Genomic DNA, 13,029 nt, shown 5'->3' on the forward strand with positions numbered 1-13,029 from the left:
TTTTCAGGTGCCTACGGGTCGAGTGAAGTGGTACGACACGGCCAAGGGATACGGCTTCGTCACCAGTGACGAGGGCGGCGACGTGTTTTTGCCCAAGGGTGCCCTGCCGGCGGGCGTCACCGACCTCAAGGGTGGCCAGCGGGTCGACTTCAGCGTGGTGGACAGCCGCCGGGGCGCGCAGGCCATGGGGGTCAAGCTGCTGGACGCGCCGCCGTCGATGGCGGAGCTGCGCCGTCGGCCGGCCGAGGAGCTGCACGGTCTGGTCGAAGACATGATCAAGGTGCTGGAGGCGAAGGTCCAGCCGGACCTGCGCCGGGGCCGGTACCCGGACAAGAAGGCCGCGCAGAAGATCGCTCAGCTGGTCCACGCGGTCGCGCGCGAGCTGGAGGTCTGAGGCACCAGGCCGGCGGTGGCGGCCCGGTCGAGCAGTGCCGCCACCGCGGCGAAACCGGCCTCGCCCAGGTCTGCGGTGAACTCGTTGACGTAGAGGCCGATGTGCCGGTCCACCACGTCGAGTTCCATCTCCTGGGCGTGCGCCAGCACGTACTCCCGGCTGGCCGCCGGGTCCGCCCACGCCTGCCGGACCGACTCGCGAACCCAGCCGGCCGCGGCCTCCGGGTCCACCGCGCCACGCTTGGCCAGGATCGCTCCGAGGGGGATGGGCAGGCCGGTGTCGGCCTCCCACCACTCGCCGAGGTCGACCAGCGCGCTCAGGCCGTGCCGGTGGTAGGTGAACCGCGCCTCGTGGATGACCAGCCCGGCGTCGTACCGGCCGGCCGCGACGCCCGGCATGATCTCGTGGAACGGGACCACCTCGATCCGGGCCGGCGGCCGACCGGCCGACCAGAGCCGGAACAGCAGGTACGCGGTGGTCCGGTCACCCGGCACCGCCACCGTGGCACCGGTCAGGTCGGTGCGGTCCGGCCCGCCGTCGCGGTCGCCCCGGGTGAGCACCAGCGGCCCACATCCTCGGCCGAGGGCGCCGCCGCAGGGCAGCAGGTGGTAGTCGTCGAGCAGCCACGGCAGCGCCGCGAAGCTCACCTTCACGAGGTCGAACGCGCCCCGCTCGGCCGCCGTGTTGGTGACGTCCACGTCGGCGTACGTCACCTCGACCGGCGGCGCGCCGGGCACCCGACCGTGCACCAGGGCGTCGAAGACGAACGTGTCATTGGGGCAGGGCGAGATCGCCAGGGAGAGCGCCACGCCCCTCACGTTAGCCCCGCACCCGGCCCGCGGTCCGCGCCTCCCCCGCCCACTGTGATCCGCGACGGGGGCGCGGCACCCGTGAGCAGGCGGTGCCGCGCGCCCCCGTTTGCGCTCAGCTCGCACTCGCCCTCGCCCTCGCCCTCGTGGGCGTAAGTGGGCCCCTCCCGACTCGGCCACCTACCCACCTCGGCTCCCTCTGGAGCTGATGTCGTGAGCGAATCGGGCCCAGCTCGGTCGGAATGGCGCGGGTCGTCGGCGGGGTGACGGCTCGCTGGTGTTGGCGTCGCAGCGAATTAGGCTGAGTTCGGTCGTGGTGGTGCGGGTCGTTGGTGGTGGTGCCGGCCCCTTTGGAGCTGATGTCGTGAACGAATCAGGTTGAATTCGGTCGTAATCGCGCGGGTCGTTGTGGTGCCGACTGTGGTAGCGGCGGCTGCGGTGAAGCGGGCGGTCCGTCGGCGGTTTGCCGCAAGGCCACCTGGCTTTCGGCTCGGCCAACCGACAACCGCTCCGGCTGGTCGGGGGCGTGGACGGCCGTGGCGATGTCGCAAACGGTTCAACTCCAAAGGGCCCGTGGAGTGGGTCATCCACCGCCCCGGACAGTTGTCCACAGCATTATCCACAGGCTCGACGAGGGTGTTGATAGCTCGCTGACCAGCGGGGACGATCGGCCTGTGAGCGAGGCGACTGACCACACCGACGGGACTGACCACACCGACGGGACTGACCGCATCGAACTCGGCAGGATGCTTCGAGCTCTGCGTCGTCGTGCCGATCTGAGCCAGCGGGAGTTGGCCGAGAAATCCGGCGTGCCGCAGCCGACGCTGGCGCGGATCGAGTCGGGGCGATCGGTCGATCCCCGGTTCCGGACTGTGGAGCGGCTGGTCCGGGCGGCAGGCGGGGAGGTGGCAGTCGGCGTGCCAGCACCGACACCCGCGATCACCGCGCCGACGCTTGTCCCCCACGACGACATGCGGGACGAGGCCGGACGGCGGTATCCCGCTCACCTGGACGTCTGGGAGGTCCACGAGCCCCGGGACTGGCCGGGCGCATGGTGGGCGGAGTGGTACCGGTTGCCGCCCGAGCGTTATCCACTTCCGCTGCCACCGGCTGCCTACGAGCTGAACCGACGCTACCGGGACAACCGGCGCTGGGGCGCTGAGGTTCGGCGCACGGCTCAGGTGCGGCGGATCACCGGCGACAACCTGCCGGCCACCTGCTGGCGGTTTCTGGCCGAGCTACCCGACGGGGAACTGGTCGGTGAGCTGCGGGCGCACGAGCGGAGCCCGCACCTCGAATACGGGGAGTGGCATCCCGGCATGCCGGAGCGGGAGATGGTGCTCGACGGAGTTCTCGTCGCTGCCCGGTACCGACGGCTGGGGCTCGGGCGCCGACTGGTGACGGCCCTGGTCACCGAGATGCGCCAGGCGGGGATCGAGGACGCGGCGGGGATCGCCGAGGGCTTCGGCGTCGAGCTGCTGCTGGCCTGCGGATTCGAGATCGAGGCCCGCCGGCCGTTCGCCCTACGGCTGAGTCCCAGGTGGCGGCCCTACGGCTGAGCGCAATGCCGCCGCCCTACGGCTGAGCGCAATGCTGCGGCCCTACGGCTGAGCGCAAGGCTGCCGCCTTATGGCTGAGCGCAAGGCTGCGGCCTTACAGCCGAGCCCAAGCCGGCGGCGTTACGGGTGGGTCAGCGCAGTGCGGGAGCCGCCTCGGTCAGGGCGGTGAGGGCCTCGTGCAGGCGCCAGGCGTCACGGTCGCGAGGGCCGATCGGGTTGGAGATGGTGCGCAGTTCGACGAAGGGCACGCCGGCCTGCGCGGCGGCGACCGCCACCCCGTACCCCTCCATGGCCTCGGCCACGGCGGTCGGATGGCGGCGGCGTAGCTCCTCGGTGCTGGCGGCGGTGCCGGTGACCGTGCTGACCGTGAGGACCGGACCGGTCGTGGCGGCCGGCAGGGCGGCCCGCAGCGCCGCCAGCAACTGCGGGTCGGCCGGCACCACGCTGCCGCCCCCGAGCAGCGCGGGCGGCATCCCCAGTTCGTCGACCGGGATGAAGCCTTCGGGTGACTCGGCCCCGAGGTCGGCGGCGACGCTCGCGGTGCCGAGCACGGTGTCACCGACGGCGGCGCGCCCGGCGAAGCCGCCGGCCACGCCGGCGCTGACCACGGCACGGTACGGGCGCCCGGCCGCCTCGGCCAGCGCCAGCAGCCGGGCGGTGGCGGCGCCGGCCACGGCGGGGCCGACCCCGACCGGGGCGACGGTCACGGTGGTGTCCGTCAGGCCCGCCCGCACCGCGTCGGCCTCGGCCGGCACCGCGGTCACCACCAGCAGCCCGGTCACGAGAGGGGCCAGGTAACGGCAGAGTCGGTCACGGCAGGGCCGGTCACGACACGGGCCCGGGGGACTCTCGGCGGGTTTCGTCGTCGGCGCCGTTTCCGGGGCCGCCAACAGCCGAGGATGGGCGGTAGATGTGGTAGCCCGGCGGGGCGAGCCCGGGGTCTTCGTACTGTGGCGAGTTGGCCTGGGCGGGTGCCGGCGAGGTGGGGGCGGCGTCGTTCGGAGTCGTGGGCTCGTCGGCCGTCTCGTCGTCTGCCAGTTCGTCGTCACCCAGCGGCCGGCCGGCCAGCTTCTCGGCGCGCAGCCGGGCGGCTACCAACACCCCCCGGCCGGCGGCCAGGACGCCCACGCCGGCGGCGACCGCGATGCCGGTGCGACCGTCGAACGGGACCAGCCCGAGCCCACCGCCGACGACGAAGGCGAGCATCAGCACCGTCTCGGAGTGGGCGAACGAACTGGCCCGCAGCCGCTCCGGGATGCGCTCCTGGATCGAGGCGTCCACGGCCAGTTTGGCCACACCGCTGACCAGCGCGGTGACCAGGCAGAGCAGGGCCACCATCAGCAGTGAGAACTGGATGACGGCGAGCACCCCCACCCCGGCCACGATGATCATGCTGCTGGACTGGATGGCGGTCGGCCGGTGGATGCGCAGACGGGTGCCGACCGCGGTGGCCAGGAAGCTGCCCACGGCCAGCGCGGCGCCGACCAGCCCCAGCGCCCACTCGGCGCCCAGGTCCCGGCCGAACACCTCGGTGTCCAGGTCGCCCTTCTTTATCGCGAAGGCGAGGAAGAGCAGCAGGAAGCCGTACATCGCGCGCAGGGTCGCGGCGCCGATCAGGCTGGCGATCACCAGCCGGCCGGCGGGGCGGCCCCGGCCCAGCGGCCGGTCGCCCCGTCGCCGGCCCAGAGCCCGCAGCGGCCGAGGGACCCGCTCCGGTGGCTCCGAATCCGCCTTCGGCGGCAGTCGCAGCGAGATGACCATGCCGACCAGGAAGATCACCGACGCGACGCGCAGCGGCCACTGCGGCCCGAACCAGAACGCGGCCAGCCCGATGGGCGCCACGAGTGCGCCCGCCACCGTGCCGTAGACACTGGCTCGTGCGCCCACCTGGGAGAGGCCGAGCCCTGCCGGCAGCAGCCGGGGCACCGCCGCGGACCGGGCCACGCCGTACGCCCGGGACAGCGCGAGCACCCCGAAGGCGGCCGGATAGAGCCCGAAGCCGTGGATGTAGTCGGAGATCAGCCACGCCAGGAATGCCCGGCCGAGCATGGTGGCGGCCAGCGCGTACCGCCGGCCGTGCCGGAAGTGGTCCAGCAGCGGGCCCACCACGGGGGCGAGCATCGCGAACGGAACCATCGTCACCAGCAGGTAGAGCGCGACCTTGCTGCGGGCCTCGCCCAACGGCACGTTGAAGAAGATCGTCCCGGCCAGGCCGATGGCGATCAGGGTGTCGCCCGCGCAGGAGACGGCGTGCAGGTCGAACAGGCGGACCATCCCGACCTCGCCGCCGGCCCCCCGGGTCCGGGCTCGGCCGGCGTGGCGGGTCACCCAGCGTCCGCTGCCCACCGAACCACGCAGGAGCAGGCGGATGGCCCGAATAAGATTGCCGACGGTCCGCCCGAGGACGGATCGCCCGGAGCGGGAGTACGGCGGCATGTGCACCATCCTCGCCCATCCGCTGCCCATACGCCGCACCACTGCGGCGAAAGGTTCCCCGGGAGTCCCTGTCACCCGTGCGGGGCGCATGAGGAACAATGGTTGGGTGACCAGGCCCGCCTCCACCCGTGCCGCCCGTCTCGACCAGGTCTGCGCCGCCGCCGTCGAGGTGGCCCGTGCCGGCATCACCGAGGTGGGTGCCGATGACGTCGGCGACCACCTGCAGGTCGTGGCCGAGGGTGATCGGCTGGTCACCCACTACTTCGACTGTCGTCTCGCCGGTTACCGGGGCTGGCGGTGGGCGGTCACCGTGACCCGGGTGCCGCGCAGCCGGACGGTGACCATCTGCGAGACGGTGCTGCTGCCCGGCCCGGACGCGCTGCTCGCGCCCGGCTGGCTGCCCTGGCAGGAGCGGCTCAAGCCGGGCGACCTCGGCCCGGGCGACCTGCTGCCGACCTCACCGGAGGACGAGCGGCTGGCCCCCGGCTATCTGCTCTCCGACGACCCGGCGGTGGAGGAGACGGCCTGGGAGTTGGGCTTCGGCCGGCCCCGGGTGCTGTCCCGAGAGGGTCGCGCCGACGCGGCGCAGCGCTGGTACGACGGCGACCACGGTCCCACCGCGGCCATCTCCACCGCCGCCCCGGCCGCCGCCCGCTGCGGCACCTGCGGCTTCTACCTGCCGCTGGCCGGTGCCCTGCGGCAGGCCTTCGGTGCGTGCGGCAACTTCTACGCCCCCGACGACGGCCGGGTGGTGAGCGCCGACCACGGTTGCGGCGCCCACTCCGAGACGTTGATCGAGGCCGCCGACACCACGGTCGACGATCTTCCGACGGTGTACGACGACAGCGCGGTGGAGGCCATGTCGGTCAGCCGTGCCCCTGGTTCGGTGGAGTCCGCCGAGCCGGCGGAGCCGTACGGGCACTCCTGACCGTTCGCGGCGGTGCCGGGGCGGGCGGCTGAGGTCAGCTCGCCCGGCGACGACGTCGGTTGGCGTCGTGCCGCATCATCACGGCGAGGCCCGGGAAGCCCCACAGGAAACCGGCCAGGCAGGTCCAGAGCCAGTTCTGGTGGTCGTGCTCGGTCAGCCAGCCGCGGAAGAAAACAAGCAGGACCAGCCCGGCGACCGCCCAGGCGATCAGCCCTGCGACGGCGAACGGCACCATCGGTGGGTCCAGCGGCGCGGGCCGCGGTTGCTGGTCGTTCGGCACCCGGCAAGCGTACGCGATCTACTTCCCCTGCCCGCCAGTGATCTGGGACGATGCCGGCGTCAAACCGGAAGATCACCCTGCGAGGACCTGATGGCAGTTCTGCCGCCCGAGAACGGCACACCACCCGCTCCCGCTCAACCGCGTAACGGCTTTGACCGCTTCTTCGAGATTTCCGCCCGTGGCTCGACGGTGAGCCGTGAGGTACGTGGTGGTCTGGCGACCTTCTTCACGATGGCGTACATCGTGGTGCTCAACCCGCTGATCCTGGGCGGTGCCGTCGACGGTGACGGAAAGTCTCTCCCGATTCCCGCGCTCGCCGCGGTGACCGCGCTGGTCGCCGGCCTGATGACGATCCTGATGGGGGTGGTCGGCCGGTTCCCGCTGGCGCTCGCCGCCGGCCTGGGTGTCAACGCCCTGGTGGCGTACGAGATCGCACCCGAGATGACCTGGGCCGACGCGATGGGCCTCGTGGTGATCGAGGGTGTGATCATCGCGGTGCTGGTGCTGACCGGCCTGCGGACCGCCGTTTTCCGCTCGGTGCCGACCCAGATGAAGACCGCGATCGGCGTGGGCATCGGCCTCTTCCTGACCATTATCGGCCTGGTGGACGCCGGTTTCGTCCGGCGGATTCCGGACGACGCCAACACGACCGTCCCGGTCGGTCTGGGCATCGGCGGCAAGCTGGTGAGCTGGCCGATGCTCGTCTTCGTGGTGGGTCTGCTGATCACGCTGGTGCTCGTGGTGCGGCGGGTGAAGGGCGCGATCCTGATCGGCATCCTCGCGTCCACCGTGCTGGCGGTGATCGTGGAGGCGGTCGGCAACATCGGCCCGTCGTTCGTCGACGGTAAGCCCAACCCCAAGGGTTGGTCGCTGAACGTGCCGGAGTTGCCGAAGACGGTGGTGGACGTGCCGGACCTGTCGCTGCTCGGCAAGTTCAACGTGCTCGACTCGTGGGGTCGGGCCGGCTGGCTGGTCGTGTTGATGTTCGTCTTCACCCTGTTGATCACGGACTTCTTCGACACCATGGGCACGATGGTGGCGGTCGGCCAGGAGGGCGGTCTGCTCGACGAGAAGGGCACTCCGCCAAGGGCGAAGGAGATCCTGCTGGTCGACTCGATCGCGGCGGCGGCCGGCGGTGCTGCGAGCACTTCCAGCAACACGTCGTACATCGAGAGTGCCGCCGGTGTCGCGGAGGGTGCCCGGACCGGCGCGGCCAACCTGGTCACGGGCGCGCTCTTCCTGCTGGCGATGTTCCTGGCGCCGCTGGTGGTGATCGTGCCGTTCGAGGCTGCCTCGACGGCCCTGGTGGTGGTCGGCTTCCTGATGATGACGGCCGTGCGGACGATCGACTGGTCCGACTACGAGATCGCCATTCCGGCGTTCCTCACCATCGTGCTGATGCCGTTCACCTACTCGATCTCCAACGGGATCGGCGCCGGTCTGATCACCTTCGTGGTGGTCAAGCTGGCCAAGGGCAAGGCCCGGGAGATCCACCCGCTGCTGTACGGGGTGGCCGCGCTGTTCGTGCTGTATTTCCTGCGCGGGCCCATCGAGTCCCTGGTGCTCTGACGACGTTCGGGCGGGGAGTCGAACCAGATTCCCCGCCCGAAACTGCGCAAATGTCCTCGTGAGCCTGGTCATATCGGATGTCGTTAGCCAGGCTCATTAGTTAAGCTAACTATCGTGACGGAGCGGACGGTGACGGCGGAACGCGTGCCACCGGCGCAACTGGCTCCCCAGTTGCGTGATGCGATCACCCGACTCAACCGGCGGGTCCGACGGGCCCGGCCGGTCGGCGACCTCACGGTCACCCAGGTCTCGGCCCTCACCAGCCTCCGGCTGGCGGGCACGATGACGCCCCGGGAACTGGCCGAGGTCGAACGGGTGCAGCCACCGACGATGACCAAGATCGTTGCGAAGTTGGAGGAGCGCGGCCTCGTGCAGCGGACCCCCCATCCGACCGACGGCCGGCAGGTCATCCTCGCGGCGACCGAAGGAGGGCAGGCCGTGCTCGACCAGTTCGAGCGGGCCCGCGATGAGTGGCTGGCCCATCGGCTGGCCGCGCTCGACGAGGACCAACGGGAGACCCTGCTCAGGGCCGCCGGGATTCTCCAGCAGCTCGCTCGCGCCTGAGCCCGCGCCCGCGCCACCGGGCCGTGCCGTCACGTGTCGATGACGCGTACGTCCAAGGAGGCGCACCAAGAGTGCAGGCCAAGCTGAGCACGATGTTCCAGTCCCTACAGGTCCGCAACTACCGGCTCTTCGCATCCGGGCAGCTGATCAAAATGATCGGCGTCTGGATGATGTTCATCGCCCAGGACTGGCTGGTCCTCGAGCTCTCCGACAACTCGGCCACCGCGCTCGGCGTGGTGACCGCACTACAGTTCACCCCGGTGCTGCTGCTCACGCTGCTCTCCGGCCGGCTCGCCGACCGGTACGACAAGCGGATGCTGCTCTTCGTCGCCAACGCCTTCTGGACCGTGCTGGCGCTCGGCATGGCCGTGTTGGTCCTCACCGACATGGTGCAGCTCTGGCACGTCTTCGCGTTCGCCGCGCTGCTCGGCACCGCCAACGCCGTGGAGACCCCGGTCCGCCAGTCGTTCGTCTCCGAACTGGTCGGCACGCCGCTGCTGCCCAACGCGCTGTCGCTGAACGCGGCCGTCTTCAACTCCGCCCGGATCGTCGGCCCGGCCGTCGCCGGCCTGGCCATCGCCGCCTTCGACGTGGGCCCGGTGTTCCTCTTCACCGCGCTCAGCTCGATCGCGCCGCTGGTCAACGTGGTCCGGATGCGGACCGCCGAGCTGTACCGAGACGCGCTGCTACCGCGCGACGAACGGGCGCCCGCCCGGGTGGTCGACGGCCTGCGGTACGTGTGGCGTCGCCCGGACCTGCTGCTGCCGATGGCGGTGATGTCGGTGATCGGCATGTCGCTGTTCAACTTCCAGCTCACCCTGGCCGCGCTGGCCAAGACGGTCTTCCACACCGGCGCCGCCTCCTTCGGCCTGTTCAGCACGGCACTGGCGGTCGGCGCGCTCGGTGGCGCCCTCAGCGGCACCGGCCGGCGCAGCCGCCCGTCGGTCTGGCTGGTGCTCGGTGCGGCCATCGCCTGCGCCAGCTTCGGCACCATGGTCGGCTTCGCGTCGACGTACTGGCTGGTCGTGGCGCTGCTGGTGCCCACCGGCTTCTTCATGGTCTTCTTCGCCCAGGCCGCCAACCAGCGCGTCCAGCTCGGCGTGGACGCCGCCTTCCGGGGTCGGGTGATGGCCCTGTGGGTGCTGGTGTTCCTGGGCACCAACCCGGTCGGCGCACCGCTGATCGGCTGGGTCGCGGAGCACTTCGGTGCCGGCGCGAGCATCTGGATGGGCGGGCTGATCTCGCTGACCACCGCCCTGATCGCGCTCACCTGGCAACTGCGCCGCTCCGGCGCCCGGGTGCGCTTCCGGGTGCTGCCGATGCCCCGCTTCTACGTCGTCTCCCCCGACTGCTGACGGGAGCGCAGCGGTCCCTTCCTGCCAGTTTCCGTGGAGGAGGGGACCGTTGCTGACAGGGGGAGCCCTGATCGGCGGATCTCGCGGATGCGGCCAAATCGCTGGCGGGGTGGCACGACGGGGCTTAGCGTCGATACGTGGGAGCCGAACGCGCGCTGATGCTGGTCCTGGCGTTCCTCGCCGTGGCCAGCCTCCCGGCGGTGTTCGCCCTGCTCTTCTGCGCCGACGAGATCCTCGACCGGGTGGTCTGCGGCTGGTCGGAGTGGCGCGAGCGCCGTCGGGAACGACGCACGATCGCCCGACTCGACCGCGCCGTCGAGGCCGACTCGCTGACCCGTGACCTCGACCTCAGCGAGTTCGACCGCACCGACCGACATCCTCTGGAACAGCTCGCCGCCGACCTGCGTCGCCTCGGCGGCCAGCGGCTCGGCGGCACCGGCCGGTCGATGGTCTGGCACAGCACGGTGGTCCAGGCGTACGACGACCGGCTCCGGCTGGCCTGCCGCGCCCTCGGCATCACCGAGCACCTCGCCGAGCTGACAGGCGTCGACCAGGAGATCGAGCGCGTGCGGGTGGAGGGTGTGCTGCACGCCGCCGGCCTGACCCTGCCAGCGGCTCGGGCTGGGCACCGGCAACGGCACCACTGAGCCACCGGGGGTGAACCGCCACCCGTCGACGCGGAGCGTCAGGAAGACTCGCGCGCGGCCGGGCCGCTGCCGAAGAGGACGTCGTCCCAGCTCGGCAGCCGCTTACGCGGCTTGCCGTTGGCGTCGGTGGACTCGCCACCGGCCGCCGCGGCGGCACCGGTCCGTCGGGGCCGCAACACCGCCAACGATGGCACGGCCGGGACCTCCTTGGGCGCGTCCGCGTCGTCGTCGAAGGCCGACCCCTGGCCACCACCGAGGAGCGCGGCGGCACCGCCGCCGACCGGCCGCTGCCGGGGCGCGTCCGACCCGGCCAGAGCAGCCGGGGTACGCGGTTCCAGGCCGCGACCCGACGAGGAGCCGAGCGGGCGGTCCAGTGAGGCGAGCAGGGCGTCCCGCCCGGCCCGGATCGGGTCACGACCGGGGCGGGGGTGCTCGGACGCCGCCGGCAACCCGTGGCCACCACGGCTCGGCTCACCACGTGACGGACCGGGCAGGGCATGCCCGCCCCGCTCCGGTGCCGGCTCCTGACCGAGGATCGGCGTGGGCCGCTCGGCGCACAGGTACTGCGCCATGTCGTCGTGCGGCGTGACCGCCTGCCGGGTCTTGTCGAGATCCCAGATGGCCTGCGCGGTGGCCTTGCCGGACGGCCAGGTGGCGATGATCCGCCAGGTGCCGTCGTCGCGCCGGTATGCGTCCCAGGAGATCTTCTCGGTGTCGATGCCGTGCTGGCTCAGCCGGCCGTTGACCACCTCGGCGAGTGGCGTGGGCTTCTCCGCGCCCTTGAGGCGGGTGCGGCGGGCGTGCTGGGCGAGCATCGCCCGCTCCTGAAGCACCGGGCCGGCATAGCGCAGCACCCGGTCGACCGGCACACCGGCGATCCGGGCGACGTCCTCCGCGGACTCACCGGAGCGGATCCGGGCCTGAATGTCCCGGGGGGACAGTGAGGGGATCGGGTCGGCGGCGCTCGGCGCCACCGCGAGCGGCGGCGCGCCGGGCTCGGCGTGCATCGCACCGGCGATCCGCTCGTCGATCGGCAGGGCGAGCAGTCGCCCGACCTCGTCGGCGAGAACAAGAGCATGGCCGTCCTCGGAGAGGGCGACGAAGCGTACTGGGCGCATTGCGTTGCCTCCGTCCCGCTTCGCTGGCCGCACGCCACGAGTCGGCCACCCAGGCGTCTCCGAACACCGTACGCGCATCTGCCACGGGGTGGGGGAAGCGACACCCCGCATGTCGCGACTGAGCTGCGGCGATGATCACGGTCGGTGTCGGTCGAGGCTCCGACCAACACCGACCGTGACGATCGTCAGAGGCGTTCGACCACGTAGTCGATGGAGGCGGTCAGCGCCTCGACATCGGACGGCTCGACGGCCGGGAACAGCGCCACCCGCAGCTGGTTGCGACCCAGCTTCCGGTACGGCTCGGTGTCGACGATGCCGTTGGCGCGCAGCGCCTTCGCGATCGCGGTGGCGTCCACCCCGTCGGCGAAGTCGATTGTCGCGACCACGTTGGACCGCAGCGCCGGATCGGTCACGAACGGGGTGGCCACGGTGGACCGCTCCGCCCAGCCGTACACCGCTGCGGCGCTCTCCGCGGTGCGCTTCGCGGCCCAGTTCAGACCACCCTGCGCGTTCATCCAGTCGGTCTGCTCGGCGGCCAGGAAGATGGTCGCCAGCGCCGGGGTGTTGTACGTCTGCTCCAGCCGCGAGTTGTCGATCGCGGTGACCAGGTCCAGGAAGGCCGGGATGTAGCGCCCGGACGCCTTGATCTCGGCGGCCCGGTCCAGTGCGGCCGGCGACATCAGGGCCAGCCAGAGGCCACCGTCGGAGCCGAAGCACTTCTGCGGCGCGAAGTAGTAGACGTCGGTCTCGCCGACGTTGACCTCCAGGCCACCGGCGCCGGAGGTGGCGTCGACCAGCAGCAACGAGCCCTCGTCCGCTCCGGCGACCCGGCTGATCGGCACGGCCACGCCGGTCGAGGTCTCGTTCTGCGGGGTGGCGTAGACGTCCACGCCGCTCTCGGCGACCAGGGTCGGCGCGCTGCCCGCGTCGGCCTTGCGGACGGTCGGCTCGCCCAGGAACGGGGCGTCCTTGACCGACTTGGCGAACTTGGCGCCGAACTCGCCGAAGCTGGCGAACTGCGCCCGGTCGCGTACGAGGCCGAACGTGGCGACCTCCCAGAACGCGGTGGTGCCGCCGTTGCCGATCACGACCTCGTAGCCCTCGGGCAGCGAGAAGAACTCGGCGATGCCGGCGCGCAGGCGGGCCACCTGATCGCGGACCGTCTTCTGCCGGTGCGAGGTGCCCAGGTAGCTGGTGGCCACGTCGGCGAGGGCGGACACGGCCGCCGGACGGACCTTGGACGGGCCGCAGCCGAATCGTCCGTCAGCGGGCTTGATCTCGTCGGGAATCCGGATGGTGGGTGCGTCAGCCACGGTGTTCAAGATCCTTCCGCATGGGCCAATAGCCCGGTGAGCTGGCAGGGCGCGGAC

General features: G+C 71.6%; 13 protein-coding genes. 7 read left to right on the plus strand and 6 right to left on the minus strand.

Translation table 11 applies throughout. The features are described from left to right. Positions 1 to 7: 7 nt before the first annotated feature. A complete protein-coding gene (locus ABZ780_RS06380) occupies positions 8 to 394 on the plus strand; it encodes a cold shock domain-containing protein (protein ID WP_074316242.1) in 387 nt (128 codons plus the stop codon). Here ABZ780_RS06380 and ABZ780_RS06385 read toward each other — a convergent pair. Beyond that, entirely contained in the window at positions 355 to 1,203 is an 849-nt protein-coding gene (locus ABZ780_RS06385) for a 1,4-dihydroxy-6-naphthoate synthase (protein WP_357004213.1), read from the minus strand. The two genes, ABZ780_RS06380 and ABZ780_RS06385, sit on opposite strands and share 40 nt — an antisense overlap. A gap of 674 nt (positions 1,204 to 1,877) precedes the next feature. Here ABZ780_RS06385 and ABZ780_RS06390 point away from each other — a divergent pair. Further along, positions 1,878 to 2,762, plus strand: a complete 885-nt coding sequence (locus ABZ780_RS06390; protein ID WP_357004216.1) for a GNAT family N-acetyltransferase — start codon at positions 1,878 to 1,880, stop codon at positions 2,760 to 2,762. 131 nt (positions 2,763 to 2,893) lie between these two features. Here ABZ780_RS06390 and ABZ780_RS06395 read toward each other — a convergent pair whose 3' ends face one another. Both ABZ780_RS06395 and ABZ780_RS06400 read right to left on the minus strand, forming a co-directional pair. Next, positions 2,894 to 3,544: a futalosine hydrolase gene (locus tag ABZ780_RS06395; RefSeq protein ID WP_357004220.1), complete on the minus strand. Its 651-nt coding sequence runs from the start codon at positions 3,542 to 3,544 to the stop codon at positions 2,894 to 2,896. 43 nt (positions 3,545 to 3,587) lie between these two features. Beyond that, positions 3,588 to 5,198 (minus strand): MFS transporter, encoded by a 1,611-nt coding sequence (locus ABZ780_RS06400; protein WP_357004223.1) that lies wholly within the window; start codon positions 5,196 to 5,198, stop codon positions 3,588 to 3,590. Here ABZ780_RS06400 and ABZ780_RS06405 point away from each other — a divergent pair. Then, the gene (locus tag ABZ780_RS06405) at positions 5,197 to 6,126 is read left to right on the plus strand and encodes a DUF3027 domain-containing protein (protein ID WP_357484731.1); all 930 of its coding nucleotides are present in this window, start codon (positions 5,197 to 5,199) and stop codon (positions 6,124 to 6,126) included. The two genes, ABZ780_RS06400 and ABZ780_RS06405, sit on opposite strands and share 2 nt — an antisense overlap. Positions 6,127 to 6,160: 34 nt before the next feature. Here the strand turns inward: ABZ780_RS06405 and ABZ780_RS06410 are convergent, their stop codons facing one another. Beyond that, positions 6,161 to 6,406, minus strand: coding sequence for a DUF2530 domain-containing protein (locus ABZ780_RS06410; protein WP_357484733.1), 246 nt, complete (start codon positions 6,404 to 6,406; stop codon positions 6,161 to 6,163). Positions 6,407 to 6,496: 90 nt separating this feature from the next. Here ABZ780_RS06410 and ABZ780_RS06415 point away from each other — a divergent pair, with 90 nt between their 5' ends. The 4 genes from ABZ780_RS06415 to ABZ780_RS06430 all read left to right on the plus strand — a co-directional run bounded on the left by ABZ780_RS06415 (position 6,497) and on the right by ABZ780_RS06430 (position 10,541). Then, a complete protein-coding gene (locus ABZ780_RS06415; RefSeq protein WP_357004232.1) occupies positions 6,497 to 7,975 on the plus strand; it encodes an NCS2 family permease in 1,479 nt (492 codons plus the stop codon). A 114-nt stretch (positions 7,976 to 8,089) separates the two neighbouring features. After that, on the plus strand, positions 8,090 to 8,539 hold the full coding sequence (locus tag ABZ780_RS06420) for a MarR family transcriptional regulator (RefSeq protein WP_357004234.1): 450 nt from the start codon (positions 8,090 to 8,092) through the stop codon (positions 8,537 to 8,539). Between the two features lie 71 nt (positions 8,540 to 8,610). After that, positions 8,611 to 9,894 (plus strand): MFS transporter, encoded by a 1,284-nt coding sequence (locus ABZ780_RS06425; RefSeq protein WP_357004237.1) that lies wholly within the window; start codon positions 8,611 to 8,613, stop codon positions 9,892 to 9,894. A 137-nt stretch (positions 9,895 to 10,031) separates the two neighbouring features. Further along, positions 10,032 to 10,541 (plus strand): hypothetical protein, encoded by a 510-nt coding sequence (locus tag ABZ780_RS06430; protein WP_357484736.1) that lies wholly within the window; start codon positions 10,032 to 10,034, stop codon positions 10,539 to 10,541. Positions 10,542 to 10,579: 38 nt separating this feature from the next. Here the strand turns inward: ABZ780_RS06430 and sepH are convergent, their stop codons facing one another. Together sepH and serC are read right to left on the minus strand one after the other, a co-directional pair. Next, positions 10,580 to 11,659 (minus strand): septation protein SepH, encoded by a 1,080-nt coding sequence (gene sepH, locus ABZ780_RS06435; RefSeq protein ID WP_357004243.1) that lies wholly within the window; start codon positions 11,657 to 11,659, stop codon positions 10,580 to 10,582. 185 nt (positions 11,660 to 11,844) lie between these two features. Further along, positions 11,845 to 12,972 carry a phosphoserine transaminase gene (gene serC, locus ABZ780_RS06440; protein ID WP_357484739.1) on the minus strand — a complete coding sequence of 376 codons (1,128 nt, stop codon included), beginning with the start codon at positions 12,970 to 12,972 and terminating at the stop codon, positions 11,845 to 11,847. Positions 12,973 to 13,029: the final 57 nt, after the last annotated feature.

It is taken from the genome of Micromonospora sp. NPDC047467, from assembly GCF_040643095.1.
Lineage (GTDB): Bacteria > Actinomycetota > Actinomycetes > Mycobacteriales > Micromonosporaceae > Micromonospora.

Excerpts from the sequence above, each read along its gene's own strand:
- ABZ780_RS06405 (WP_357484731.1), top strand. The coding sequence starts at position 5,197 with ATGTGCACCATCCTCGCCCATCCGCTGCCCATACGCCGCACCACTGCG.
- ABZ780_RS06400 (WP_357004223.1), bottom strand. The coding sequence starts at position 5,198 with ATGCCGCCGTACTCCCGCTCCGGGCGATCCGTCCTCGGGCGGACCGTC.
- ABZ780_RS06415 (WP_357004232.1), top strand. The coding sequence starts at position 6,497 with ATGGCAGTTCTGCCGCCCGAGAACGGCACACCACCCGCTCCCGCTCAA.
- sepH (WP_357004243.1), bottom strand. The coding sequence starts at position 11,659 with ATGCGCCCAGTACGCTTCGTCGCCCTCTCCGAGGACGGCCATGCTCTT.